The sequence below is a fragment of the Paenibacillus catalpae genome (assembly GCF_900112695.1).
GTDB classification, from domain to species: domain Bacteria; phylum Bacillota; class Bacilli; order Paenibacillales; family Paenibacillaceae; genus Pristimantibacillus; species Pristimantibacillus catalpae.
In genome coordinates this window covers 577,274-601,964 of sequence record NZ_FOMT01000003.1, presented here as the reverse complement: position 1 = coordinate 601,964, position 24,691 = coordinate 577,274, and the positions used below count along the sequence as shown (strand labels likewise).

General features: G+C 49.1%; 17 protein-coding genes. 1 reads left to right on the top strand and 16 read right to left on the bottom strand.

What is annotated here, in order from left to right; genetic code table 11:
* Positions 1-771: an SDR family oxidoreductase gene (locus BM200_RS16245; RefSeq protein WP_091187931.1), complete on the bottom strand. Its 771-nt coding sequence runs from the start codon at positions 769-771 to the stop codon at positions 1-3.
* Positions 772-801: 30 nt separating this feature from the next.
* A complete protein-coding gene (locus BM200_RS16240) occupies positions 802-2,070 on the bottom strand; it encodes a nickel pincer cofactor-dependent isomerase, group 22 (protein WP_091187375.1) in 1,269 nt (422 codons plus the stop codon).
* Between the two features lie 165 nt (positions 2,071-2,235).
* On the opposite strand from BM200_RS16240, the gene BM200_RS16235 reads away from it, so the two are divergent.
* Positions 2,236-3,399 carry an ROK family protein gene (locus tag BM200_RS16235; RefSeq protein WP_091187374.1) on the top strand — a complete coding sequence of 388 codons (1,164 nt, stop codon included), beginning with the start codon at positions 2,236-2,238 and terminating at the stop codon, positions 3,397-3,399.
* A gap of 46 nt (positions 3,400-3,445) precedes the next feature.
* On the opposite strand, the gene cysI is transcribed toward BM200_RS16235, so the two are convergent.
* From cysI to uidA, 14 genes are all read right to left on the bottom strand, one after another.
* Positions 3,446-5,170, bottom strand: coding sequence for an assimilatory sulfite reductase (NADPH) hemoprotein subunit (cysI, locus tag BM200_RS16230; RefSeq protein ID WP_091187372.1), 1,725 nt, complete (start codon positions 5,168-5,170; stop codon positions 3,446-3,448).
* A gap of 78 nt (positions 5,171-5,248) precedes the next feature.
* Positions 5,249-7,111: an assimilatory sulfite reductase (NADPH) flavoprotein subunit gene (locus tag BM200_RS16225; protein WP_091187371.1), complete on the bottom strand. Its 1,863-nt coding sequence runs from the start codon at positions 7,109-7,111 to the stop codon at positions 5,249-5,251.
* Positions 7,112-7,399: 288 nt separating this feature from the next.
* Positions 7,400-8,389, bottom strand: coding sequence for a cell wall hydrolase (locus BM200_RS16220; protein ID WP_091187369.1), 990 nt, complete (start codon positions 8,387-8,389; stop codon positions 7,400-7,402).
* Between the two features lie 389 nt (positions 8,390-8,778).
* Complete coding sequence (locus tag BM200_RS16215; protein ID WP_091187367.1) at positions 8,779-10,827, bottom strand: GxGYxYP domain-containing protein; 2,049 nt, start codon at positions 10,825-10,827, stop codon at positions 8,779-8,781.
* Between the two features lie 280 nt (positions 10,828-11,107).
* Positions 11,108-12,850, bottom strand: coding sequence for a glycoside hydrolase family 2 protein (locus BM200_RS16205; protein WP_175532894.1), 1,743 nt, complete (start codon positions 12,848-12,850; stop codon positions 11,108-11,110).
* A 22-nt stretch (positions 12,851-12,872) separates the two neighbouring features.
* The gene (locus BM200_RS16200; protein ID WP_091187361.1) at positions 12,873-13,772 is read right to left on the bottom strand and encodes a carbohydrate ABC transporter permease; all 900 of its coding nucleotides are present in this window, start codon (positions 13,770-13,772) and stop codon (positions 12,873-12,875) included.
* Between the two features lie 19 nt (positions 13,773-13,791).
* Positions 13,792-14,706, bottom strand: a complete 915-nt coding sequence (locus BM200_RS16195) for an ABC transporter permease (RefSeq protein ID WP_091187360.1) — start codon at positions 14,704-14,706, stop codon at positions 13,792-13,794.
* A 91-nt stretch (positions 14,707-14,797) separates the two neighbouring features.
* Positions 14,798-16,543 (bottom strand): type 2 periplasmic-binding domain-containing protein, encoded by a 1,746-nt coding sequence (locus BM200_RS16190; RefSeq protein ID WP_091187358.1) that lies wholly within the window; start codon positions 16,541-16,543, stop codon positions 14,798-14,800.
* Positions 16,544-16,741: 198 nt separating this feature from the next.
* Positions 16,742-17,695: a glycoside hydrolase family 43 protein gene (locus tag BM200_RS16185; RefSeq protein ID WP_091187357.1), complete on the bottom strand. Its 954-nt coding sequence runs from the start codon at positions 17,693-17,695 to the stop codon at positions 16,742-16,744.
* Between the two features lie 173 nt (positions 17,696-17,868).
* On the bottom strand, positions 17,869-18,705 hold the full coding sequence (locus BM200_RS16180) for a helix-turn-helix transcriptional regulator (protein ID WP_091187356.1): 837 nt from the start codon (positions 18,703-18,705) through the stop codon (positions 17,869-17,871).
* A gap of 137 nt (positions 18,706-18,842) precedes the next feature.
* On the bottom strand, positions 18,843-19,358 hold the full coding sequence (paiA, locus tag BM200_RS16175; RefSeq protein WP_091187929.1) for a spermidine/spermine N(1)-acetyltransferase: 516 nt from the start codon (positions 19,356-19,358) through the stop codon (positions 18,843-18,845).
* 26 nt (positions 19,359-19,384) lie between these two features.
* A complete protein-coding gene (locus BM200_RS16170) occupies positions 19,385-19,837 on the bottom strand; it encodes a MarR family winged helix-turn-helix transcriptional regulator (protein ID WP_091187354.1) in 453 nt (150 codons plus the stop codon).
* A 226-nt stretch (positions 19,838-20,063) separates the two neighbouring features.
* A complete protein-coding gene (locus BM200_RS16165; protein WP_091187352.1) occupies positions 20,064-22,853 on the bottom strand; it encodes a family 78 glycoside hydrolase catalytic domain in 2,790 nt (929 codons plus the stop codon).
* Positions 22,854-22,871: 18 nt separating this feature from the next.
* On the bottom strand, positions 22,872-24,671 hold the full coding sequence (gene uidA, locus BM200_RS16160) for a beta-glucuronidase (protein WP_091187350.1): 1,800 nt from the start codon (positions 24,669-24,671) through the stop codon (positions 22,872-22,874).
* Between the last annotated feature and the right edge of the window lie 20 nt (positions 24,672-24,691).

Sequence of the window (24,691 nt, the reverse complement as noted above, 5' to 3'; positions counted from 1 at the left end):
CTAGATCGTCATGCTGCCAAAGCCGCCGTCCACACGGATCAATGTTCCCGTTACGAAGCCCGATGCCTTCTCGGAAGCCAGCCATACTGCTGCGCCCTGCAGCTCTTCCGGTGTTCCGAACCGGTTCATTGGCGTATGTTTCATGATGGAAGCGACGCGTTCCTCGCTTAATATTTTACGATTCTGCTCAGCAGGGAAGAACCCTGGAATGATGGCATTAACCCGAATCCCTTGCTCGGCAAATTCACGGGCCAGGAACTGCGTTACGCTGTTAAGTCCTGCCTTGGACACGGAATAAGTAAACACTCTGGACAAAGGTGTCGTAGAAGATACGGAAGAGATGTTAATGATGCTGCCCGTCCGCTGCTGTTCAATCATCCGTTTCGCGAAGATTTGGCAGGTGAGCACAATCCCTTTCAGATTGACCTCCATAATGTCATCCCACTCTTCCATCTCCAGCTCGAAGAATGGGGTAGCACTGTTCTTGCCTGGCGCGTTTAGCAAAATATCACATCCGCCTCTCCACGCCTCAATCTCCACTTGTACCTGCAGCAAGGACTCCTTCGAAACGACATCCGCCTGGAATGCTTTCGCGCTTCCGCCTTCGCTGATAATGGAGTCCACAACCGCCTGGGTTTTGTCCAGATTGCGTCCAACAATGGCAACATGCGCACCATGTGCAGCAAGACCAGCAGCCATTGAAGAACCAAGCACGCTGTTGCCGCCGATAACGACTGCTGTTTTCCCCGTCAAATCAAATAAGTTCGTCATCATTTCAAATCTCTCCCCATCTTCTCTGATCTAGAACAAGTTCCCGTTTCGATCAAACTCAAGCTCATACAAGTCTTTCACAACTTCCATCCGCGGATGATGCTTTACGTATTCGAGAAGCGCTTCCGACACTTCGATCTCGCCAATCTCCAGCGTGTTCTTGATCCTAACCATCTTCACCTGTTCAAAATGCAAGATATTGCACGTCTTGATCGAAGCCTGAATCGTTTCACGGTCATTCGGCAACGTTGTCGCAATCTTCGTTGGCGCCACTACTGTTGAAGTGAGGCCATTCGCATACGTTTTCTCCAAATCCATCTTGTCTACCAGACGCTGCGTTGTAAAATCTGCCGTTCCCACGCCGTTTGCGTTACCTTCCGTCTGATGCGTCAAGTCGAGGACGGCCATCTTGTTCACATCCGGTCCGCCATGGGCATAAGGAGTAGGATAACGGCCCGTAATATTTGGATCCATTCCGTCGCCGCTGATGTTCTTGCCAATCTGATCGATAATCAGAACATCCAGTTGATCGAAGAACAACTTAGGCAGCAGCTCCTTCGCCTGAGCAAGGAATTGCGGCTCCCGTTCCACAATTTCATCCGGAGTGAGAGTCTCGATGAATCTTACTTTGTCAAAAGCGTTCTCGATCGAGGCCACGCCAAACAATACCGGCTTCTGCTCCATAATGAGCTTCGCCATAGCCGGAACGTTCTCCGCCATATACTTAAAGCCAAGCTGATGGCAGGCTTCCGCCCCCCTTTGCTTGCCAAGGCCAATGCTGATCATCTTCATGATACCGCTTTCCACATTGCCTCTAAACGCCGTATGCGGCTTAACCCGGTTAATGACCACAATGCCGTCTGCAGCAGCGGCGAATTTATCGATGTACACAGGCAGGCCATTCGGAAGCTCTCCGAGCTGTACAACTTCCATCGAGGAGCGAATCTCGCATTTCACGGTTTCCTCCGTTACGCCAAGATGCGCCAATACCTCGCGCTGCCCTTCTGCAGTCGCACCGCCATGGCTTCCCATGCTTGGCACAATAAACGGCTTCGCTCCGGCATTCTTCAGGAACTGTACCGTTACCGCCGTTATTTCCACAAGACGGTCAAGCCCCCGGCTTCCTACGGCGATGGCAACCTCCATGCCCGGTTTGACGCGGCTTAAGATTTCTTCCCGCTGAAGCTTGGGCAGCAGCTCGCTTCCGATGTCATCAATCTTCGTATCATCGAAATTCACCTTCACCTTGGCCATGCGTGGAATCGGAATATCCTTCACCAAATCCTGCAAAATTCCCATCTTGCTCATCGCTCCTTACCGCTCTAATAATTTGTTTGTTTATTAAACGAATTAATTGTATTATAAATGTAACAAGCACCATCTTCATTGTCAATTAGGTTAATGCTTACGATGCAAGAATTGTCACAAAAATCATGTGACAATTCTTTTTAGGAGGAAACACAAATGATTACCGGCGATGCTTCTTATATAAAGAAAATGAATCGTTCTCTGATTCTGAAAGAGATTCTGAAGGAAGGCATGCTGTCCAGAGCCGATGTGTCCAAAGCAACTGCCCTCACCCGGGCGACGGTGTCCGGTCAAGTAGCCGATCTGCTCGACGAGGAATTAGTGGTAGAGAAAGAAATCGAATATAATCTGGTAGGACGCAAGCCGATTATGTTATCGGTCAATGCGGAGGCGGGTTATGCGATAGGCATCGATCTGGAGTTTGATCAGATTTCCTTTGCCATTTCGAATCTTCAAGGATCACTCGTCCAGTCTGAGACGATGAAGCTGCAGGCCACTTCCTATCCGGATATTCTTTCCCTGCTGATCGCACAAATCAAACACTACCAGGAGGGGTTTGCAGCAAGCCGATACGGTATTATCGGCATTGTGATTGCCATCCACGGTCTTGTATCAACGGATGAAGTGATTCACTACATCCCGTCCTTTGACTGGCATGATGTGCCGCTTAAGAACGATCTGGAGAAAGCGCTTGGCCTGGAAGTAAAGCTCGAGAATAACGCTAATCTCAGCGCTTTCGCAGAGCGTGTTTTTTTCCATCATGAGACAGATGATCTGCTAAGCGTGACATTGTACTCCGGAATAGGGATGGGGATGATGATCAATCACTCCTTCTTCCGGGGACAGGATGGTTTCGCCGGGGAGATCGGCCATATGATTGTTGTTCCGGGCGGCCAACCTTGCAATTGCGGCAATAAAGGCTGCTGGGAGAAATATGCTTCCGAGACGAGCGTATTCCAAATCCTGCGTGCCAACAAGCCGGAAGCGGAGATCACTTACGAGCAAATCGAACGCTGGATCAAGGATAAGGATCCGGAAGTAACGTCCGTCATGGAGCAGTTCATGTATTATCTCTCCATCGGATTAAATAACATCATCAATATTTATAACCCTGAGGTCGTGGTACTAGACAGTGAATTGCTGCGGATTTATCCGGACTCCCTCCGTGCCATCGAGTCGAATTTGAACTCCAGAGTGAGCCATTACCGTGAAATCAAACTCTCCACCATCGGGAAAAAATCTTGTTCGCTAGGCGCATGCGCTATCGCTATTCAGAACTTCCTGCAGGTCCCCGTATTAAACTTGCCCTATAAGGGTTAATGCAAAAAAGCGGCACAGAGCTGAAACTCTGTGCCGCTTTTGTTATTTATTCGTGGAAGTTCGTTCCGTCAGTTACAGCCTTTACGTATCCCGCACGGATAACAAAGTCGCCAAAGTGCTCGCCTTGGTTGCGTTCTGCTGCATAACGGTGAAGGATCGGTGTAAGAGTATCCATAATTTCGTCTTCGCCGATGTTCTCTTTGTACATCTTGCTCAGGCGGTCGCCGGAGAAGCCCGCGCCCATGTACATGTTGTACTTGCCTGGCGATTTGCCGATGAACGAAATTTCGCCAAGTGCCGGACGAGCGCAGCCGTTCGGGCAGCCCGTCATGCGGATATTGATTTCTTTGTCCTGGAGACCGGCTTCAGCAAGAACAGGCTCCAATCTGTCAATCAGCGACGGCAAATAACGTTCTGCTTCTGCCATTGCCAGGCCGCAAGTCGGAAGGGCCACGCAAGACAATGCGCTGCGGCGGAGTGCTGAATATTGCGTGCCTTCCGCAATGCCGTATTCCTTCAGCAATGCAACGATCTTCGTTTTCTTCTGCGGCGTTACATTCGCAATAACCAGGTTCTGGTTAGCCGTCAGGCGGAAATCACCCGTATGGATCTTCGCGATCTCACGAAGCGCGGTTCTCAGCTTGTTGCCCTCTGTATCTACTACACGGCCGGCTTGAACGTACAAGTTCAGATTCCATTTGCCGTCTGTGCCTTTAATCCAGCCATAACGGTCGCCCGTGTGCTCGAAATGGAATTCACGGGCAGGCGAAAGCTCCCAGCCCAAGCGGTCTTGAAGCTCATCGATGAACCAAGGAAGGCCGTGACGGTCGATCGTATATTTGAACCGGGCATATTTACGTACAGAACGGTTGCCGTAGTCACGTTGAATCGTTACAACCTTCTCTGCCAAATCAAGCACTTTATCAGGGGTAATAAAACCAATGACTTTCGCAAGCTGCGGGTATGTTGCCGTATCGCCATGAGTCATTCCCATGCCGCCGCCAACGCTGACGTTAAAGCCGGCAAGCTTGCCGTCTTCTCCAACGATAGCGATAAAGCCAAGATCCTGCGAATAGACATCCACGTCATTCGAAGGCGGTACCGCAATACCAATCTTGAACTTACGCGGCAGATAGACCGGACCGTAAATCGGTTCAACTTCACCTTGCTCCGCGCCGTCTACTACTTTCTCGCCATCCAGCCAGATTTCATGATAAGCAGGCGTTTTTGGCGCCAGATGAGAGGTCAGCTGCTGGGACCAGTAGAATACTTCTTTATGAAGCTCCGATTGATACGGATTCGGATTACACATTACGTTACGGCTAACGTCGCCGCAAGCCGCAAGAGTTGTAAGCATCGCTTGATGAATCTCTTGAATCGTGTTCTTCAGGTTCCATTTCAATACGCCATGCAGCTGGAACGCTTGACGCGTCGTCAGCTTCAGGCTTCCTGTACCGTACTTGTCAGCCAGACTGTCCATAACAAGCCATTGTTCCGGAGTTGCTACACCGCCAGGCGTAACAACGCGAAGCATGAATTGGAAATAGGGTTCGAGCTTCTGTTTTTGACGCTCGTTCCGGTAATCCCGGTCGTCTTGCATATAGCTGCCATGGAATTTAAGCAGACGGTTATCAAGCTCAGGGAGGCCGCCTGTAATCCGGTTCGAAAGCGATTCTGTCAGCGAGCCGCGCAAATAGTTACTTTCCAATTTCAGATGTTCCACGTCGCTCGGCGGTCCGCCGATGGGCTCGACTTTATGGTTCTTTGCCATTGCTGTTAGCTCCTTTGCCCATATGAATGGGTTCATACTCTCTTGATCTATTGTTGCACTGCGTCTTTGATCTGACGCTTAATATACGTCTCGTTGGTAACGTCCTTGGTCTTGCAGTGCGGACAGGTAAGCTGCCGCTTCTTCCGGAGATTTACCGCCATATTGGCCAATAATGGTCAAGAGTGCGGATTGCACGTCATGTGCCATATGCTTTTCGTCGCCGCACACATAGACGTGTGCGCCGTTCTCCAGCCATTTGTACAGTTCCTCGCCGTTCTGAAGCATGCGGTGCTGTACATACACCTTCTCATCCGAATCACGGGAGAACGCTACGTCCAGCTTCGACAATACGCCGTCCTTCAGCATGCGCTGCCAGTCTGTTTGATACAGGAAGTCCGTTACGAAATGACGGTCGCCGTAGAACAGCCAAGTTTGACCTTCTGCACCGGACTCCTCGCGCTCTTCAAGGAATGCGCGGAACGGAGCAACACCCGTGCCGGGACCTACCATGATAACCGGAGTTTCAGAGTTAACCGGCGGCTTGAAGTTCGGGTTCTGCTGGATAAAGATCGGCAGCTTGTCGCCCGGCTGCAAACGCTCGGACACATATACCGAGCATACGCCTTTGCGGTCGCGGCCATGAGCTTCGTATTCCACTTTCCGGATTGTCAGATGAACTTCCTCCGGATGAGCGTTCACGCTGCTTGCGATGGAATAGAGACGTGGCGGCAGCTTGCGGAGCAGTGCTGCAAGATCAGCCGGCGCAAGCGTCCATGGCGCATAATCGCGGAGCAGATCAAGCAGATCACGTCCGTTCAGGTAGGCCTTCAGGTCTTCTTTATTTTCCGGCTTAACGAGCTCCGCCAGCTTGCTGTTGCCCGAGAAGGCAACCGCTTTTTCCAGCAACGGCTTCGTTAATACGGTAATTTCATAATGATGGAGAAGCGCCTCACGGAGCGAGGAGGTCTCGCCTGCTTTGCCCGTAACAACCTTCTCGTCTGCGTTCCAATTCTGGAGTGCAATAATTTCTTCAACTAATGTAGGATCGTTCTTCGCATATACGCCAACTGCATCGCCAGGGGCATAAGTCAGTCCCGAGCCTTCAAGCGACAGTTCCAGATGGCGGGTTTCGCGGTCCGAGCCTCTGCCGTTCAGGTTCAGGCTCTCCAGAACTTCAGCCATAAACGGATTCGCGCGCGTATACTCCGATTCTCCCCCAGTCTGTGCAGCAGCTTGCGTGCCTGCTGCCCCTTGTGGAGCTGCCGATGCAGCTGTTGCGCTTACCGCGCCAGTAACAGCAGTAATCCAGCCGGATGCTGCATCTTCAAAATCAACGTCGCAGTCTACACGATCAACGATACGCTCAGCACCAAGCTCAGCGAGTCTTGTATCAAAATCAGCACCTGTTTTGCAGAAGAATTCATACGAGGTATCGCCAAGCGCCAGAACGGAGAACTTTGTGCCTTCCAGCTTTGGCGCCCGTTTTCCATTCAAGAATTCGTAGAAGGTTAACGCGTTATCCGGCGGATCACCTTCGCCATGCGTACTTGCCAGAATAAACAAATACCCGACTTCTTTTAATTTGTTTGTTTTGTACTGGTTCATTGCCGACAGCGTTACTTCAAAGCCTTGGCCTTTCAGCTTCTCAGCCAGACGTCCGGCCAGTCTTTGCGCATTCCCGGTTTGCGATCCGAACAAAATCGTTGCTTCTTTTGGACCCTGTGGGATATCAGGTACTGCTGCCAGAGGTGCCAAAGGTGCCTCAGCGACAGCGGCAGCTCCCGCGGCTACCGACGCCAGGGCGCTGTTATTGCCCGCGCCATAAAAAGCTAAATAACCGCTCAGCCATTGCATTTGAGATCCTGATAAAGTTGGGAGCAGCTTATTGAGTAGTTCTGCCTGCTCGCTTGTAAACGGACTATTCGTCACTTGAAGTTGCAAACAACATCCACCTCACATCAATCTATAAAATCCGACTTCGATACTCTGTTTTTACTCTACTTAAATACTAACGCAGCCTTACGTTAGGTTCAATGTATTCGTCGAAAATTGTCTATAAGATATTCTGTAGAATTAATCACTTTTATTTATAAAGCTGCGAAATGACCCATTATGGCTATATTCTTTGCCTAATTATGGGTACAGGATTCATTTGCGTGTCAATGTGGTAAAACAAAAAGAGACCGTTCTCGGTCTCCCGAACAACGATCTCTTTTAATTAATGTTCACTTATCTTGCGAAGCTGTGGCCGCCAATTGAAGCTACGACCTCTAGGCTATTCCAGAAAGCCCCTCTAGTGACGTTTGGATTAAAGAAATAAACGGCGTTATAGACGTTGTTTTTCCCGTTCAAGGCATCTTTGGCTGCGCGCAGCGAGCTCGCGTTTGGCTTGCTCTTGTCTAGCAGCCCGTTATGAGCCGGCGGGAATTGCTTGCCGGAGTAGATAACATCATGAATGGAATCCGGAAAACGCGAGTCCTTCACCCGGTTCAGAATAACATTCGCAATGGCAAGCTGTCCTTCATATGAACCTCTGCCTGCTTCAATCTGCGAAATCTTCGCGAGCAGCGTTAAATCATTTTGTGTAAACGAAGCAGCCGGATTATCCAGGAATGACGGGATAACGACTTTCAGTTTTGTTCCGGTCTTTACCTGTTCCTTGCTGTTCAATCCGTTGCGCTTGAGCAGAACCGTTGTGCTGATTCCGTTGTCCTTGCTGATCTCGGCAAGACCAATCTCCTCGGTTACAACCGCACGCTCTACCTCAGTCAGCTTCGCCATATTCGAGTCGGTATCCCAAGTCAAATCGGCATGGAGCACTTCAGCCAGCTGGCGGAGCGGCACATACATTCTTCCGTCTTCCATGAATGGAGCCGCATCCATCTTGTAGCGGGTATCGTTGAAATAAACGACCGGTACGCCATTACCAAATACGACTTCATCATTATAGGCAGTATCTATTGTAAGTTCTTCATTATCTTTGTTCCAGCCGAACTCCGCGCCCAGCATATTTGCAATACGCGCCGCCGGTACATACATTCTGTCTTTCTTTGTAATAATGGAATCAGCCAGCTTCGCATTCTCGCCATTCACTCTTACCGATGCCCCAGCTTCTGCTGCGGAAACGCTGGTCAACGGTCCAGCACTAAGCCAGAGAAGCGCTAAAGCCATTACACAAGACATGATCTTCACAGATTTTTGCATGCTATGTATGATCATATATACCTCCTTAAGATTATGTAGGTATAAAGCCCTGAACCATTCATGCTCTGGGTAATTGTACCACATGCAAATATGAAGTTTGGATTAACATTTTCACAGAAAAGCTGAAATCAGCCACAAATTCTTTCATTTTTCTCATAAAAGAACGAATTGTTTCTCATTTATTATTAATTTATACGATTAATAAATAGGTTGGGCGTGAAAAATACGCCGTTTTGATTTCTGTCTCATCCACTGGATGAAACAAATTCGGAACGGCGTATTTGTTTGTTTTCATGTTTGCACGGCAGAATTTCTTCGCTTCCGTCTGGTTACCGGCTATTGGCAGCTTTAAGCATAACGAAAGACCTCCGGAGAATCCGGAGGTCTTTCGTTTAAATCCCTTATTACTTCTTCGGCAGTCCGTTTGCTTCGCGGATCAGCGAGAAGAATTGATCGGCGAGGACAACTTGATACGAAGGGTCAAGTTCGGCTGTGATGTTAGCCAGATCTGTAGGCGTCATGCCCCATGCCAGAATGCCAAGGGATACGAAGAGCGGCGATTTGCCGTCCCATTTCGCTTTTGCGTCGGCAAGCGCTTTTTTCACATCATTCGCGCTGCCCACGCCTTGAATGTTGGAAGTTGGCAGACCGTCCACAATGTCTACTTTAGTGAAATTATCCCAGCCAATGAAGAGGCCCGGAACGTCATAGATGTCACGGTAAGCCGCGTTGTTCGCTTCGCTTAGCGGCAGGTTTTCACCATTCAGGCGGTTAAGCACATACGGAATTTTCATTCCGGATTTATTCATGTAATCTTTCGAGATCTTCAGATAATCAGCGAACGCCTTTTCCGGCCATGCAGCAGGATAGAAGTAACCTGCTCCGGAAGGTCCGGCAATAATCTGATCATTCGCTGTTGCCGTTCCGTAGAAGTAGTTCAGCATAACTGGCGCTGCATCATAGAGCAGCGGGCTGGATGTCCAGTTGATCGGCACCTGGCCGCGTTTCGGGTCATCCCACAGGATCCGCAGTCTATGCTGATTGTACTGCAGGTTATCGCCTTCGCTGAAGGTGTATGTTACATAGATCTTATTATCCAGCTTCACTGGCTTTGGAGCCTTCGGCTTCGAGAAGCTTGGTTTTGTACCGGAGAAGACGGTCAGGTTGCTGAACCAGTCAGCCGCGAGCACGTATACCCCATGATTCGAAGCGATCTCTACGCCGCTGAATTCACCTTGGAAATCATTGCTGAACCATCCCAAGTAAGGCGTTCCAGGCTTCACATCGGACAAAATTTTCTCAAACAGTTCTTTCTCTGCCGGATCATTCGAATCCAGCCAGAAGACCATTGCTTTGTTTGCTACCGCATAATCGCGCAGGTAACCGTACGGTTCCTTCGTCTGGGAAGAGAACGGCTGGTCATTAGTAGCGCTCACCTTGTACTCGTTCCACATCTCGACTGACATCGTCAGCTCTGTTGTATCCGCAGGCGGAGTGAACTTGTACGTAAAGTAGTTGCCTCCATCAGCAAAACGGTGGCCGCCGCTTCCCGTAGATACTTGGGAACCTTGCGGGTCGTACAGATACGCCTTCTCGTCCGCAGTGCCCGGCAAGAAATGAGCGATCGTTTCTCCGTCTGCCTTCACCGTAATTTCATGAACCGCTGCACCCCAGCCGTCTTGCGTGAACGCATCACCGAACTTTACGTACACATCGGGTTTCGCGACAAATTGGGACAGGTCCAGATCATACACTTTGCGGTTTTTCGCATCGCGCTCTTCCGTCTGTTCCTGTGCTACAACCTTGTAGGTGTCAGGCTGATTCGCCGGTGGGCGTGCCGATACTTCCGGGCTCAGACCAACCAGCATCCGGTGAGTGGTTTCCTTCCACAGATTCTCATACTGCCAGGTATAAGCATCTATACGGTCTTTGAACTTCCCTTGCAGATCCTCAATAACCTTGAAGCTATACGGTGCTGCTTGCAGCTTTTCGGCGAGCTCGGGGCTAACCGCCACGCTGTCACGAAGTCCGGCCAGTGTAGTCGCCACGTTGACGGAATCCGGTACGTTAGGATCATAAATAATAAGACCTTTAACTTCCTTTTTGAACTGCTTCAAAATGTCGAAATAATCATCACGCACTTTGTAATCCACGTTCAAATCATTCAGCCATTTGAATTTGCCTTCTTCTTTATTTTCCAGCAGGTAGATTCGCGGTTCCTTTCTGTTCACGATCCCCTCCAGAGTGGCAAATAACAGCTTTACGTCACCCGGAGCATCATAAATGTCCGCAACCTCCAGCTGTTTAGGCTGCTTGAACGTCGTAAGCTGTTGATTGTCCGGCCATGAAATGGCGGAGCCTTGTGCCGCCGGCTGTGGCTGTGCATAAGATCCAGCCGAGAATGACAGCGTACTGACAATTGCTAAACTGATTGCCGTTAACTTTCGAATCATTGTCCCACACCTCGTATTATGAAATAGTGATGCTTCTTGTTCGAAAACAAAACGCTGACTTCTCACCTCCCAGCGGTGCTCTGTAGCTGTTTCCAACTCACAAGACATATTATATATATTATATATATCATTTCAATATCTTCGACAAAAATTCCCATATAAATAGTTCTTCTTAACGCTAACGGGGTCTTTAGAAGCAGATCGGCTTCACCATTAATAGCAAAATAAAGAGACCTCCGGTCAACCGGAAGCCTCTTCCTGCCCATTTCTATGCTTTTGTTTAATCCTCAATTGCCGCCTTGCGGCTGTTAATGCGCCGAATCAGCTCCGGATCAAATTTTGCCCGTCTGTCATACGTATAAAGACCATTTACTTCCTGCTCCACATCATACAGCTGCGTATAGCAGAATCCGAACATCATCGGATGATCAAGCAGCGTATCCGTCAAGCCCGCATAACGAGCTAGGAACGCCTCCTCCGAAGCCGGCCTGTCGCCGTAACCCCAGGACTTCTCGTCCTTCTGGTCCGGATTCCACCAAATGCCGCCGTATTCGCTGATGAAATAAGGCTGGCCTTCATATCTCTGCCTGTTCGGGAATGTATTATGCACCTCGCCGCCCGTCTTCATCGATTCGTATCGGGCACGGAAGCTCTCCGGGTTCTGGTCATAGTCATGAATGTCAAATATGTCGGTTATGACATGGAAGTTGCCGCTTGTATCGATGACCGGACGCGTGGGATCCATCCGTTTTGTTACTTCGTACACAATGCGCAGCACATCATCATTCTGCTTGGCGCCGTCACGGTCCCATGTCTCATTAAACGGACACCAGCCGATCAGCGCGGGATGGTTGAAATCCCGTTCCATTCCTTCCAGCCACTCCGGCAAAAAACCGGCCAGCGCTTCCGGCGTCGTAATATCAAGTCCCCAGTTCGCATGCTCGCCCCATACGAGGTAGCCTAGTTTATCCGCCCAGTACAGGAAACGGGGCTCAAACATTTTCTCATGCAGCCTTGCGCCGTTAAAGCCAAGCCCCATGGAGATTTCAATATCCTTGCGAAGATCCTCGTCGCTTGGAGCGGTATAAACGCCATCCGGATAAAAGCCCTGATCCAGCACAAGACGCTGGAACACGGATTTCCCGTTAATCCGGAAGGCCATGCCGTCAAGCTTCACGCTGCGGAGTCCAAAGTACGACTGAACGGTATCAACGGACTTCCCATTCCGAATCAGACTCAGCTCCAGATCATACAGCTTGGGATTGCCCGGCTCCCACAGATAAAGCTCAGACAGCGGGAGCGTAAGCTTCGCCGATAAGCCGGTAACAGCAATATTCACCGTACCAACGGTTACGCCATTATACGCTGCCGCAACAGCAAGAGTCGCCTCTGCCACGCTTCCGCCAAGCTGCACATCCAAATGCGCGCAGGCATTATCCGGATCCGCAACTATTTTCATGCTTGCCAAATAAGATTCCGGCACATGCTCCAGCCATACCGTCTGCCAGATCCCCGTCGTACGTGTATAGTCGCAGCCATGCGAATAGAATCTTTCACTTTGTTTCCCGCGGGGCTGCCTTCCCGAACGCATATCGTCTGCAGCATATACGGTAATGATGTTATTTCCCGGCGAAACCGCTGACGTAATATCAAAGCTGAAGGAGGAATAACCGCCGCGATGCTTGCCTACCGCCGTGCCGTTCACCCACACCTCCGCTTCATAATCAACAGCGCCAAAGTGCAGCAGAATCCGGCCGCTCTTCCAATTATCCGGCAGGCTGATTTCCCGTCTGTACCAGACCGCTGCCATAAAGTCCTTGTATTCTACGCCGGAGAGCTTGCTCTCCGGGCAGAAAGGCACCGTAATCGTACCAGGCAGCGCATGTCCCGCTTCCTGATAGCCGCGCTCTTTGCCGCTGTTGCCATAGTCAATTTCGAACTGCCATTGCCCATTCAAGTTAATCCAATCGGGCCGAACCCACTGAGGACGCGGATATTCGGGACGAGGAATATTCAGTTTCATAATTTAGCAAGCTCCTTTGCACTTAGCCTTTAATTGAACCAACATAGACGCCTTTGACAAAATATTTCTGAAGGAACGGATACACCATCAGAATCGGCAGCGTCGAGAACACGATCGTGCAATACTTCACCAGCTCCCGGAAGGCGGTTGCACTCGAAGCACTGTCAATAATGACGCCGCCGGCGCTGCCCTGCGTGGTAGCCGTTGAATCATTGGCGACTAGAATCTCCTTCAGCAGAAGCTGCAGCGGGAATTGATCACGGTCTTTGAGCAGTACCATCGCATTAAACCAGGAGTTCCAGTTGCCAACGAGATAGTATAGAAAAATAACGGCGAGAGTCGCTTTGGAAAGCGGCAGAATGACGTTCACGAGCAGCTTCAGCTGGCTTGCGCCATCAATAATGGCCGCTTCCTCCAGCTCCGTCGGAATAGACTGGAAGCCCGTCCGGAGCACGATCATATTCCAAGTATTCAGAGCAGTAGGCAATATCATCGCCCACAGATTGTTGTAGAGGCCGATATCCTTCATTAATAAGAACCAGGGAATTAATCCGCCGCCAAAAAACATCGTAATGGTAATGATGATCATGATATATTTTTTGAAATACATATCCCGTCTCGATAAGACAAAGGCCCCCATAATCGTCATGAGCATATTCACCAGTGTTCCGAGTCCTACATATAAAATGGTATTCTTGTAGCCGACTAATAGACTGTTATCCTTGAAGATCAGCTTGTAGCCGTCCATCGTAAGTCCAAGCGGCTTGAGCAGAACCCCTTTGTGAGCTACCAGTCTCGCGGGATCGCTGACGGAAGCGAATATAATATGGACGATCGGATAAAGGCAGCACAATGTTAAAGCCGCAAGCAGCACATAAATAACCGTATCAAATGCCCTGCTGCCTATCGAATAATACTTCATCGCAATAGCCTCCCCTTTCCTACCATAAGCTCACATCGGATTTACGGCTTGCTATCCTGTTCGTTGCCCACAGAAGGGCAAAGTTGACCAGCGAGCTGATGAGACCGACAGCTGTCGAATAGCTTAAGCTCGCCTCGCGCAAGCCTCTTCGGTATACATAGGACGCAATGACGTCCGCCTTGTCATAGGTTAAAGGATTATAGAGAAGGATAATCTTCTCATAGCTGGATGCCATAATGCCGCCTACCGCGAAAATAAACAGAATAATGATAACCGGGCTGATCTGCGGAAGCGTAATATGCCACATTTTCCCCAGCCTGCCGATCCCGTCAATATCCGCTGCTTCGTACAGCGTCGAATCAATAGAGCTCATAGCAGCGAGATAGATAATACTGGACCAGCCGATACTCTGCCAAATGTCGGAGAACGTATAGATCGGCCTGAAGAAATTGGAATAGCCCAGCAGCGACGTGTAGTCCTTACCCGTAATCAGCTGCAGCAGCTGCGTAATAACCCCTTCATCCGCCGTAAAAATATGAATCATCCCGCACACGACAACCAGAGAGATAAAGTGCGGCATGTACGTGATCGTCTGAACCAGCTTCTTGAACTTGCCGTCACGGATTTCATTCAGCATAAGCGCCAATACAATCGGAGCAGTAAATCCGAATGCAATGCCCCAAACGTTCAGGAGCAGCGTGTTTTTGACAACCCTCCAGAAATAGGGCCCTTCGAAGAAATCAATAAAGTGCTTCAGCCCGACCCAATCGCTGTTCGCGAAACCAAGCAGCGGCTTGAAATCCTTAAACGCAATTAACAATCCCCACATCGGTCCGTAACAGAAAATCGCAAACCATGCAATAACCGGAATCGCCAATATATAAGCAAACCAGTTTTTTCTGAAGTCCTTTTTAATGATTTGACCCGTTCTCATACATCCACCGCCTTATTTCCCAGGTAGGAGCACAGCCGCCCGCGGAATCCGCAAGCGGCCATGCCCGTTTGTCTCCTGTATGGACCTGCCGTTATCTACCGTTATACCGGTCAAGAGCAGCCTGATGGATGCTCAGGAACTCTTCAAGTCCCATCTTCTTCGCCTCGCTCAGGAACTTGTCGTACGCATCTACCGGAAGCTTGCCCGAAATAATCTTGGCAAAATATTCACCGCGCAGCGTCGACAGCTGGTTGCCAAGTTCGGCTTCACGGGATGCCTCCTCCGTTGTGAACGTAACCGGAGGCATGGCTACGCTTGTGTCCATATTTTCCGTCCAATATTTGCGGATGTCGCCCGAATAGCTGCCTTCTGCCACGATAAGCGGATTGGAGTTATGCTCATCGCGGATATCCGGCCACGAATGCATGCGGTATTTCACGAGCGTTGTTGCAACCGGCTGGCCGTCTGGATCTTTGTAAATGTAGCTTTCCGGCTGGAAGTAAGGCTTGCCCGTCTCGTCAACCAGATGGACTTTGCCGTATTCGCCGTAGTTCAGTATTTCCCAGCCTTTCTTGCTGTAAGCAAAATCGAGCCAAGCCATAGCCGCTTCCACATCATCGGCCTGGGTAGTGACCGCAGCCGATCTGCCCGTTCTCTTGAAGTTTTTGTACGTTGTTGCCGCTTTGTCCCCAGCGTTCAGAACCGGATTCAAAGCGCCTACGAAATCGATATTGTTCTGCTGCTTCCAGTAGCTCCACATCGTATCCGGAGAGTCCATCATTACCGCTGTTTTATTCGAGATGGCACTTGCCATCCGCTGGTTGAAGTCCGCCGTTGCCCAGTCGCGGTTCAGCAGCCCTTCCTTATTCCATTGCTGCATGGTCGCCAGGTATTCCTTCGCTTTCGACTGGGCAGGACCCCATTGCACTTTGCCGTCCGCATCCATAAACGTCCAGTCCCATACGCCGTAAGCGCCGTTGATAATACCGGTAAAGATTTGGCCGTACGTCGAGCCGTAGTTAAGCGGCTCGCTGTAGCCAACTTCCTTCGCTTTGGTCAGGAAAGCATGCCATTCGTCAATCGTATTCGGCACTTCGAGGCCCGTCTTCTCCAATGCTTCCTTCTTGATCAGCATGCCGAACCACATCCATTCGGAATAGGGAGCGATGCCGTAGAAGCCAAGGAGCTTGCCGCTGTCGGTTACCGTTGTTTTCCTTCTTGTCTCATCGGAGTTGCGCCATTCCGAATAGTTAGGTGCATTCTTCTCCATCAGGTCGGTCAAATCCAGATAAGCTCCGTCCTTGACGCCTGCTTCCAGACCGCCCGAATAACGTTCAGGCTCGATAACAATGTCCGGCAGCTCGCCGGAGGACATCATCAGGGTGAAAGCATCCGCTTCCTGGCCTACCGGAGGCGTAATGAAATTCACTTTAATGCCGGTTAATTTCTCTACTTGCTTCTGGACGACCTGGTTATTCATCTCCGGAATGTTGGAGTCGGCCGGCAGCCATACATCCAGCGTGACATCCTTTTTATAGGGATAAGCTTCATAATGGCTTGGGATCTTCTCATCATAGAGATCACCCAGGTAAGTATCGTTTAAGGTGTTGTTGACTTCATCCATCTGTTCTTGGGTAGGAGTTTTATTGCCGCGGATCGTCGGGCTGATGTCGGAGAAGGCTGTCGTCTCGGCAGGTGCCTGCGAGCTTTCGGTCGTTGCTGCCGGATCCGCGGATTCCTTCGGATCGTTATTGTTGTTGCTGCAGGCCGAAAGCGCAGAACCGGTTAGTACGGATACCAGTAACAGGTTAAGCAAGCGTTTCTTCATCGTTCCCATGTTTTATCCCCCTGTTTTCATTTTAAAAGGATTGGCTGCCCCGGAATGTCAACGTTTTCATCTTTAAATAATAGAACTAAAGAACTAACTTAAAGTGAAGGAACCCCTTAATAACAGGGTTCGTAATCACTTTTGATTCACAAAAAAACTAATTGGTTACAAAATAAATGTATTAATTAGCAAAAAAATATCTGCTCTTTATTCGCCCGAAGGAACCTTCAAAGCATGCGTGTCACCATATGGAATACCAAAATCAGGCGTTCCATCCGGATTCCAGCCAAATTTCTGAATGCGTGTCGCACGATGCTTCGTATCGGCACCAGGAGCAGGCAAGGCATGGAATACGATCCAATCCTCCTGATCATCCGGCGACTTGGTAAAGCTGTTGTGCCCGGTTGCATAGACTCCGTTCTCCACGCTCTTGCGGAACACCGGCTCCATCGTCTTCGTCCAGGATTCTGCCAGCATCGGATCTGCCGCCTCATCCATCGTAAGCATTCCTAGTGCATAATCCTCGGACCAGGTGGTGCTTGCCGAATAAATAAGAAATACCCTTCCGTTCCGCCTCAGCGTAACCGGACCTTCATTTATCGCCATACCGCCCTGCTTCTCCCATTCCAAGGTTGGAGCCGTAAGCAAGGTCTGTTCTCCGGTTAATGTCCACGGATTTGTCATCCGCATGATATAAACCGCTGAACCATAATCCGGGTAGTGACCATAACCGGCGTACAGGAAGTACAGCTGATCTTTCATATGCAGGACCGTTCCATCTAGTCCAGGCACAGGAGTCTGCAGTGCACCCTTCCAAGTCCACTCGCCATCAAGCGGGTTTGCCCGATCATTCTCCAATACACATATCCGGCGGGATTCATCCCCTCCTCCGTCATTGGCCGTGTAGTAAATGTACCACTTGTTGTTCAAATAGTGGATTTCCGGTGCCCACAAATTACTGCTGTACGGGCCGCACGGCTCCGGTGTCCAGATTGTTTGTTTGCGTCCCTCTGCAAGTCCTGTTAAATTAGTCGATCGGGTCAGTTCCAGACGGCTCCCCCGCGTACACATAAAGTAATAATAACCGTCGGTATGCTTATACACCCAAGGATCGGCAGCGCTTGCAACAATAGGGTTGGTAAACGTATCATCTTGTGCCATCTACTCTCTCCTTTTCCAGATCCTTTATTACTCTTTCCATTTCCTATTATCTAGGAGATTCACCATCGTGAGCAATTACGAAAGCGCTTCACTTTTTGCTCAAAATAAGGAATAGCCAAATCGGTTTCGACGGTCGAAAAAAAACCGCCTTCAGGAGACGGTTTAAAAACACGTTATTTCATATGTTGTTTGCGCCATTCAAACGGCGTAACGCCAACTGCTTTGACGAAGAAATCATAGAACCTGCTGGATGAAGTAAACCCTACCTCCGAGGAAATGGATTCAATCGCTTTATCGGTCTGCCGCAGCAGCCTTTTGGCCTCTTCCATCCGAAGATTAATCATATATTGCTTGGGGGACAGCCCGATCACTTCCGTAAATTTTTTGCGCAGATTACTTTCCGACACATAATGCTTGGATGCGAGCTCATGCACCGTAAGCTGGCTATAGAACCTTGCGTGAATCTCCTTTAAAACTTCCTGTATAATCGTCTGGTCGTTGCCACCGGCCATATGGGGGCAATCAGCCTTATACCGCTGGAATAAGACAACCGCCGTTTCGAAAGCAATCCTCATAATATTTAGGGAATCGATGCTGTCCTGCTCCTTCTTCCATTCCTTCTCCAGCTGGCTGATGCTTATTTCTGCCCAATGGGTATCCTCCTCGTCAAGCTGGATGATGTGGATCCGGTTACGGTCATAGCCGGCATGGAACAGGTATTGGCATTGAATCGGGAGCCGATCGTGCTTGAAATGGACGGATACTCCTCTCCAAGGCACGGTACATACGAAGCCATGATGAAGTCCGGGCGGAATTAAGATCAGATTGCCTGCACTTACTTTTGCATTTTGTTCGGGAGAGCTATAGTATCCTTCACCTTCGAGGATAAGAGTTAACTCATCATAATCATGCGAATGCGATATAAAGATGCCATCTCCTTCAATAACTTGAAAGGTATGCGGCTTAAAACGGTCGATGCTGACAATAAAACTTTCATTACACAGCTCCATCTTCCATCCCCCTTTGCCTTTACATGCTGCGATTACTAAGCTCTATTAGGAAATTATAGCAATAATTCCAATAGATGCTCAAGCAAAAGGTTAAGAGAGAACAGACACTTCCGGACTGCTAATGGTCAGTAATTGTATCATGGCGTTTTGGTCATTATAACGTCTATTTGTTCTTCATCACCCATATAAAACGAGTGAGCTCCCGTTTGAACAAACCCCATTTTTTTATAAAAATCAATGGCATTCTCATTCTTTTCCCAAACGCCCAGCCAGATCTTCTTTTTGTTTTGTCTAATGGCTGTCTCCATTGCTTTGTTAAAGAGATATTTGCCAAGTCCTTTTCTCTGATAGCTGTTGCGTATATAAATCCTCTCTATTTCGAGCGACTCATCACCCATCTTTTCAGATTGAGCATCGTTCATATTTACTTTTAAATATCCTGCAATTTCTTCCTTGCAAAAAATGAAATAGAATGCAGAAGAGCTATTGGATAACTCCTTCTGCAGCTGATTAGAGTTAAAGGCTCTTTCCAGATAGGCTTTCATATTCTCGGGAGAATTCTGATCTTTAAAGGTATCGTTGAATGTTTCAACACTGATTTCTTGGAGTAGCTGCAGGTCTTCACGTGTACATTCTTTTATCGTTACAGTCATTTGTATATCCGGCTCCTTATCTAATATCAATAATCCCTCTTGTTTCCCTTCTTAACAAATTCCCAGTCAATTTCTATGTTTTTTCTTACTCTTTGAAGTAGATGAAATATGGTTTCTGCTTCGCTCTCGGAAAACCCCGCTAATGCAACACTGTTAGAGTGGTCGTTTTCTCTTAGAATAAAAGGAAACACCGCCTCCCCTTTCTCTGTTGGGAAGAGTTTTTTTATTTTTTTGTTACATTCATCATCTTTCTTTTCAATAAAGCCATTAAGCTCAAGCTTTTGAATAGCGCGAGCTGCGGTTGTACGGTCCACCTTAATCAATTCGGCCAGCTTTTCTTGAATGATTCCCGGGTTTTCGCATATACGGACAAGGTACAAGTATTGTCCTTTTGTAAGGTCAAATTCTTTAAATTCTATATTGCTTATAGAATCTAACGCTCTGGCAATCATTCCAATTTCACGCAGAATTTCCTTCATACATTCAGCTCCGTCAATTTCTTTTACTAACTTTCCTAACTAACCAATATTAATTTAATTTTGTTGCATTTGCAACAAAATTAACAAAAATTTTATTCAAGCATATAGCAAAATGAAAAGGCCTTGGCGGCAGCCAAGACTCGCTTTTGTTTATTATGCCAGGGCACTTGTACAAGGGGCCATGTCTGGCCAATAGGGTTGTTCTTGCTTCGAAAGCTTACTCCATCTAAATTGTAAAAGTATAGTCGCCGCTCCCCGCCGTAAATACAACACGGCCCTCTTCATATCGAGCGTCCGGGAACTCGCCTGTAACTTTTATCCGATCATCCAGGGTTCCGGGAAGCATAATCATAGCCGTCGTATTTACCGGCACCTCGAAACGATAGGTCACTCGTTCGCCTGCCTTCTCCCAGCTGGAGCGAATGGTTCCGTAAAGAGATTCAAACGTTGCCCTTGCGTGCGTCAGCGTTCCTCCAACGAGCGGTTTTAGCCGGAAATGCTTGTAACCTGGCGTCTCCCATACCGGACGAATACCGGCAATACACGCAAAGAGGAAATCACATACAGCCCCGTAAGAGTAATGATTCAAGGAGCCCGATAATTCGCCGTTTGGCTTCATGCCCCTCCAGCTCTCCCATATCGTTGTTGCTCCCTTGCTAACGGCATACAGCCACGATGGACAAGTATCCTGCTCGAGCAAACGGAACGCAATATCGGTATGCCCATTATCCGCGAGCGTATGGAGAATAAATGGCGTCGACAGGAAGCCCGTATTTAAATGATAGTCCTGCTCAATAATCAGCTGTGCAAGCCGATCGGCAACGGCTTGCTGCTTATTTTCTTCGGCCAGACCAAATGCGAGCGTACGGACATTAGGCGCCTGTCGGTCTTCGAGAATACTCCCATCTTCTTTAATGAAGTACTTATTATAGACCCGTTTGATTTTGTCATAGAGTTGGCGGTATTTCGCCTCATCCTCCGTCTTCTCCAGCACCGAAGCCATTTCGGCTAATAGACGGGTGGAGTAGGCGTAATAAGCCGTCGCAACATCCGGATAACAGCCTTGGGTTTTGCTCATGACCGCTGCCAAATCGTTAAATTCAGTGTCGGCTTCCAGCCATTCTCCCCAGTGGAATTTCGTATCCCAAATATAGTCCGCGTCAAGCTCCCCATCCGTATAGTTCTGATAAGCCGGGGTATTTATAAACCGTTCGTTCGAGTTTCTCGCGCAGACGGCCATATAGTCTACCCATGCCTTCGCTGAATCGAACTGATTCTCGAGAATGGCCTTGTCCCCATAGCAGAGATATATGGTCCACGGGATGATCACGGCCGCGTCGCCCCAGCCCGAAGAGCCGTCGAGCATTCCAGCAGTTCCGGGCTTAGGTCTGCGCAGAGCCATCATTGGATTCGTATGTTGTTTGGATACCCGTTCCCATTCCTCCATACTGTGATGTCCCAATACAGTTGGCACCGTACTTCCGATTGAACCGTCCTGGAATTGCTCTGCCGCTACGTCTTCCATCCATTTCTCGAAGAAAGGATATACATTCATGAAATCCGCAGCCGTTCTGCTAAACACCTGCGCATCCCCGGCCCATGCGGCTCGTTCCCTTGTCGGGCAATCCGTGGGAACCTCCATGAAATTCCCCTTTTGGCTCCACTTGGAGTTGGAAACGAGTTGATTGATCAACGGATTGGAACAGATAAAGTCACCCGTCTGTTCCAAATCGGAATAAACCGCCACAGCCGTAAAATTCTCCGGTTTGACCTCTCCCGGATAATTCTTAACCAAGACATATCGGAAACCAAAGATCGAAAACCGGGGATGATAGCGCTCTTCACCATTACCCGCAAGGATATAACGAACCTCTTGGAAATCTTCCATTTCTCCATGCTCTGCAAGATGATGAAGCGTGAAGTTACCATCCCGGTTCAAAGCCTCTCCATGGATTAACACGACTTCCGTTCCCGCTTCCCCTTGAACCTTCATCTCAACCCAGCCGGCGATATTCTGCCCGAAATCCAGCACGGTTTCACCATTTGGGGTCCGCAGTACGCTAGGCGCAAATTTCTCTTTTTGTTTTACCGGTACACTGCGGGTTGCAATCAGGTTATCATAGCCGTCTCCGGCGACCTCAACATTCCCCCAAGAGGAATCATCGAAACCAGGCTGGTTCCAGCCTTGAATGGAAATTCTGGCGTCGAACCGATCACCGGCCTTCATGTCTGATTTCAGCAAAGGCCCAGTAGAAGTTTTAAAAGAGGAATCACTGCCGATAGTCTCACGGCTGCCATCCTCGTAGTCCAACACCATCTGCCCAAGAAAAGCTACTTTATATCCAAAATTGTTCTTTAGACTTGCCCCGCCGGTAGCTCCTCTCCACCAGCCGTCTCCAAGAATGGCGCCGAGTGCATTAACGCCTTCCCGCAGCAGATGTGTGACATCATAGACTTGATATTGGTGCCGTTTGTAGTAAGAGGTGAAGCCCGGCGTAAATAAATGATCCGTCCCTTCGTGACCGTTTATAAAAAAGCTGTACAGTCCTTTCGCCGTCAGGCAAGCTCTAGCCGAGACAAGCCCTTTCTTGACAGTGAATTCCTTGCGGATATACGGAGCCGGCTTATAAGCGTGAATGTCGATTTCTTTCTCCGGTTCAATCCATGCTGCCTTCCAATCCGATGAATAAAGAAGTCCCGTTTCAAAAAAAACCGGCTCGCTAAACGGTGACTCTTCGCCAAGATTGTTCCATACCTTCACCCGCCAATAAACGCGCTGGATTGACTTCAATTCCGGACCGGCATAGCGGATGCCTTGCGACTGGCTCGTCTCTACCTTTCCGCTGTCCCAAAGCATGTTACTGAAGCTCTCGGCTGAAGAGGCTTGCACGTGATAGGCACTTTGCATGACATTCCTGCCATCACATCTAAGCTTCCAGCCTAGACGCGGCTTCCTCGCATCCAATCCCAAGGGATTGTCCAAATACTCCGTTCGCAGCGATACGACTTCCAACATGTCGGTTACCTCCCCAAGCTACCCTTTATAATGAAAGTCCGGAATCGCTGTCCATCTCTTGCGCAATTCATGCGCCGCATATTTTGGCTTCCGGTCTCTGGTGAAGATCCCTTTCTTATTCCCTTGAACCCGGATAATGCTCTGGCTCGTCTGGAAATCCGCGAAATTCCAAACCTGCTCGCCGATAAAATGCTCAAATTCGTCGAACACCTCATGATTCGCTCGGTAAAACTCAACCTGATACTCTTCCGTGAACATGACGGGGTCCACATCATGAAGTCCCGCGATCGTATCTGTTCCGTACTCCGTCATCATAACCGGCTTCCCTGGGCAGCGCTTGCTCCAGCCGTTTAATTCAGCGCGAAGCGCCAACTTGGCGGATTCAAATTCGCCGGGTAATGCGTACCAGCCGTAGTAGCGGTTAATGCAAATGACATCGATCAACTCCGCCACTTTGTCACGGTCAGGGGTAGCCGCAATATGCGTCACGATTGTAACCGGTCTTCTCTGCGGATCGATTGCTTTCGCGAGCTCCACGAGCGGCTGGAAATACTCTGCTGCACCGTCTTCTTCTGATGCCGGTTCATTGGCAATACACCACATCACCACGCTAGGATGGTTTTTATCCCGTGCGATGAGCTCTCGCACTACTTGTTGATGCGCTTCTTGCGTCTGCAGCACTTCCCATGTATTCCGCTTTGCTCCGTTGCTATGCGCAACCACATTGAAATTAAGATGCAAACCAACCGCCGGGGTTTCATCGATGACTACAATTCCCTCCCGGTCAGCCAGTCTCATCACTTCCTCCGAATAAGGGTAATGCGCCGTACGGAAGGAGTTCGCTCCGATCCACTTCATCAACCGGAAATCCATCACATTGGCAGCTTCATTAAGGCCTCTTCCATTAATAGGCGTATCCTCGTGCTTACCGAATCCTTTAAAGTAGAAAGGCTTGTCATTAATGAGGAACTTGCCGTCTTTCACTTCGACCGTCCGGACGCCAAACGGTTGATCATAAACGTCGATTACTTGTCCGTCTTGAAGCAATTCCAGCTTCAGCGTGTACAGATAAGCGGCAAGAGGCTCCCAGACAGACACGTTCTCAATGCTGCAAGAACCGCTCTCCCCATAAACCGCTGCGACCGGCGATCCCTGCTCATCAACAATCGTTGCCTTAACCTGCGCATTCCCTTGAATCGCAGCCTCGTACCGGACAATTCCCGTCGTATCCTTAAGATCCGTAACAATCACGACATCCTTGATATAGGACTTAGGCGTCGTATAAATCTTGACCGGCCTGTGCAGACCCGCATAATTGAAGAAGTCGAAATAAGGGCTGTTCTTGGCGACTTTCCCTATTCCCGGAACTTCCGATTCGCTGTACGTTCCCATCGGCAGCGTTGTTTCGTCCACGATGTTGTTTACGGCAACGGTCAACCGGTTATTCCCTGTACTCAAATGCTCGTTGATTTCAGCCTCGAAAGGAGTAAAGCCGCCTACATGCTCTATGACAAGAACGCCATTCACATAGACCTTGGCTTTATGCGTCGCAGAACCGAAGCGCAGCACGATTCGTTGAGAGAGGAGTAAATTCGGTACGGTAAAATCTCTCTCATACCAGACCCATCCGACATGGTTGCGGATATCTCCTGTAACTCCGGCATCGTTGAAAGAACCAGGTACAGACATCCTAATCGGATTCGAGAGAGCCTCCTTATACCACTCTTCCTGGAATCCGGTTCCTTTGTCCAATTTAAAGTTCCATATTCCGCTAAGATCAATCACGCTTCGGGTTTCCGATAAGATAGGATATAACATCATAATCAGGCTCCTTTGTT

Coding starts and splice junctions, on each gene's coding strand:
- BM200_RS16200 (WP_091187361.1), bottom strand. CDS start 13,772: ATGAAGTATTATTCGATAGGCAGCAGGGCATTTGATACGGTTATTTAT.
- BM200_RS16205 (WP_175532894.1), bottom strand. CDS start 12,850: ATGAAACTGAATATTCCTCGTCCCGAATATCCGCGTCCTCAGTGGGTT.
- BM200_RS16170 (WP_091187354.1), bottom strand. CDS start 19,837: ATGAAGGAAATTCTGCGTGAAATTGGAATGATTGCCAGAGCGTTAGAT.
- BM200_RS16240 (WP_091187375.1), bottom strand. CDS start 2,070: ATGGGAATTTTGCAGGATTTGGTGAAGGATATTCCGATTCCACGCATG.
- BM200_RS16190 (WP_091187358.1), bottom strand. CDS start 16,543: ATGGGAACGATGAAGAAACGCTTGCTTAACCTGTTACTGGTATCCGTA.
- BM200_RS16220 (WP_091187369.1), bottom strand. CDS start 8,389: ATGATCATACATAGCATGCAAAAATCTGTGAAGATCATGTCTTGTGTA.
- BM200_RS16235 (WP_091187374.1), top strand. CDS start 2,236: ATGATTACCGGCGATGCTTCTTATATAAAGAAAATGAATCGTTCTCTG.
- BM200_RS16215 (WP_091187367.1), bottom strand. CDS start 10,827: ATGATTCGAAAGTTAACGGCAATCAGTTTAGCAATTGTCAGTACGCTG.
- BM200_RS16195 (WP_091187360.1), bottom strand. CDS start 14,706: ATGAGAACGGGTCAAATCATTAAAAAGGACTTCAGAAAAAACTGGTTT.
- BM200_RS16165 (WP_091187352.1), bottom strand. CDS start 22,853: ATGTTGGAAGTCGTATCGCTGCGAACGGAGTATTTGGACAATCCCTTG.
- paiA (WP_091187929.1), bottom strand. CDS start 19,358: ATGACTGTAACGATAAAAGAATGTACACGTGAAGACCTGCAGCTACTC.
- BM200_RS16185 (WP_091187357.1), bottom strand. CDS start 17,695: ATGGCACAAGATGATACGTTTACCAACCCTATTGTTGCAAGCGCTGCC.
- BM200_RS16180 (WP_091187356.1), bottom strand. CDS start 18,705: ATGGAGCTGTGTAATGAAAGTTTTATTGTCAGCATCGACCGTTTTAAG.
- BM200_RS16245 (WP_091187931.1), bottom strand. CDS start 771: ATGACGAACTTATTTGATTTGACGGGGAAAACAGCAGTCGTTATCGGC.
- cysI (WP_091187372.1), bottom strand. CDS start 5,170: ATGGCAAAGAACCATAAAGTCGAGCCCATCGGCGGACCGCCGAGCGAC.
- uidA (WP_091187350.1), bottom strand. CDS start 24,671: ATGTTATATCCTATCTTATCGGAAACCCGAAGCGTGATTGATCTTAGC.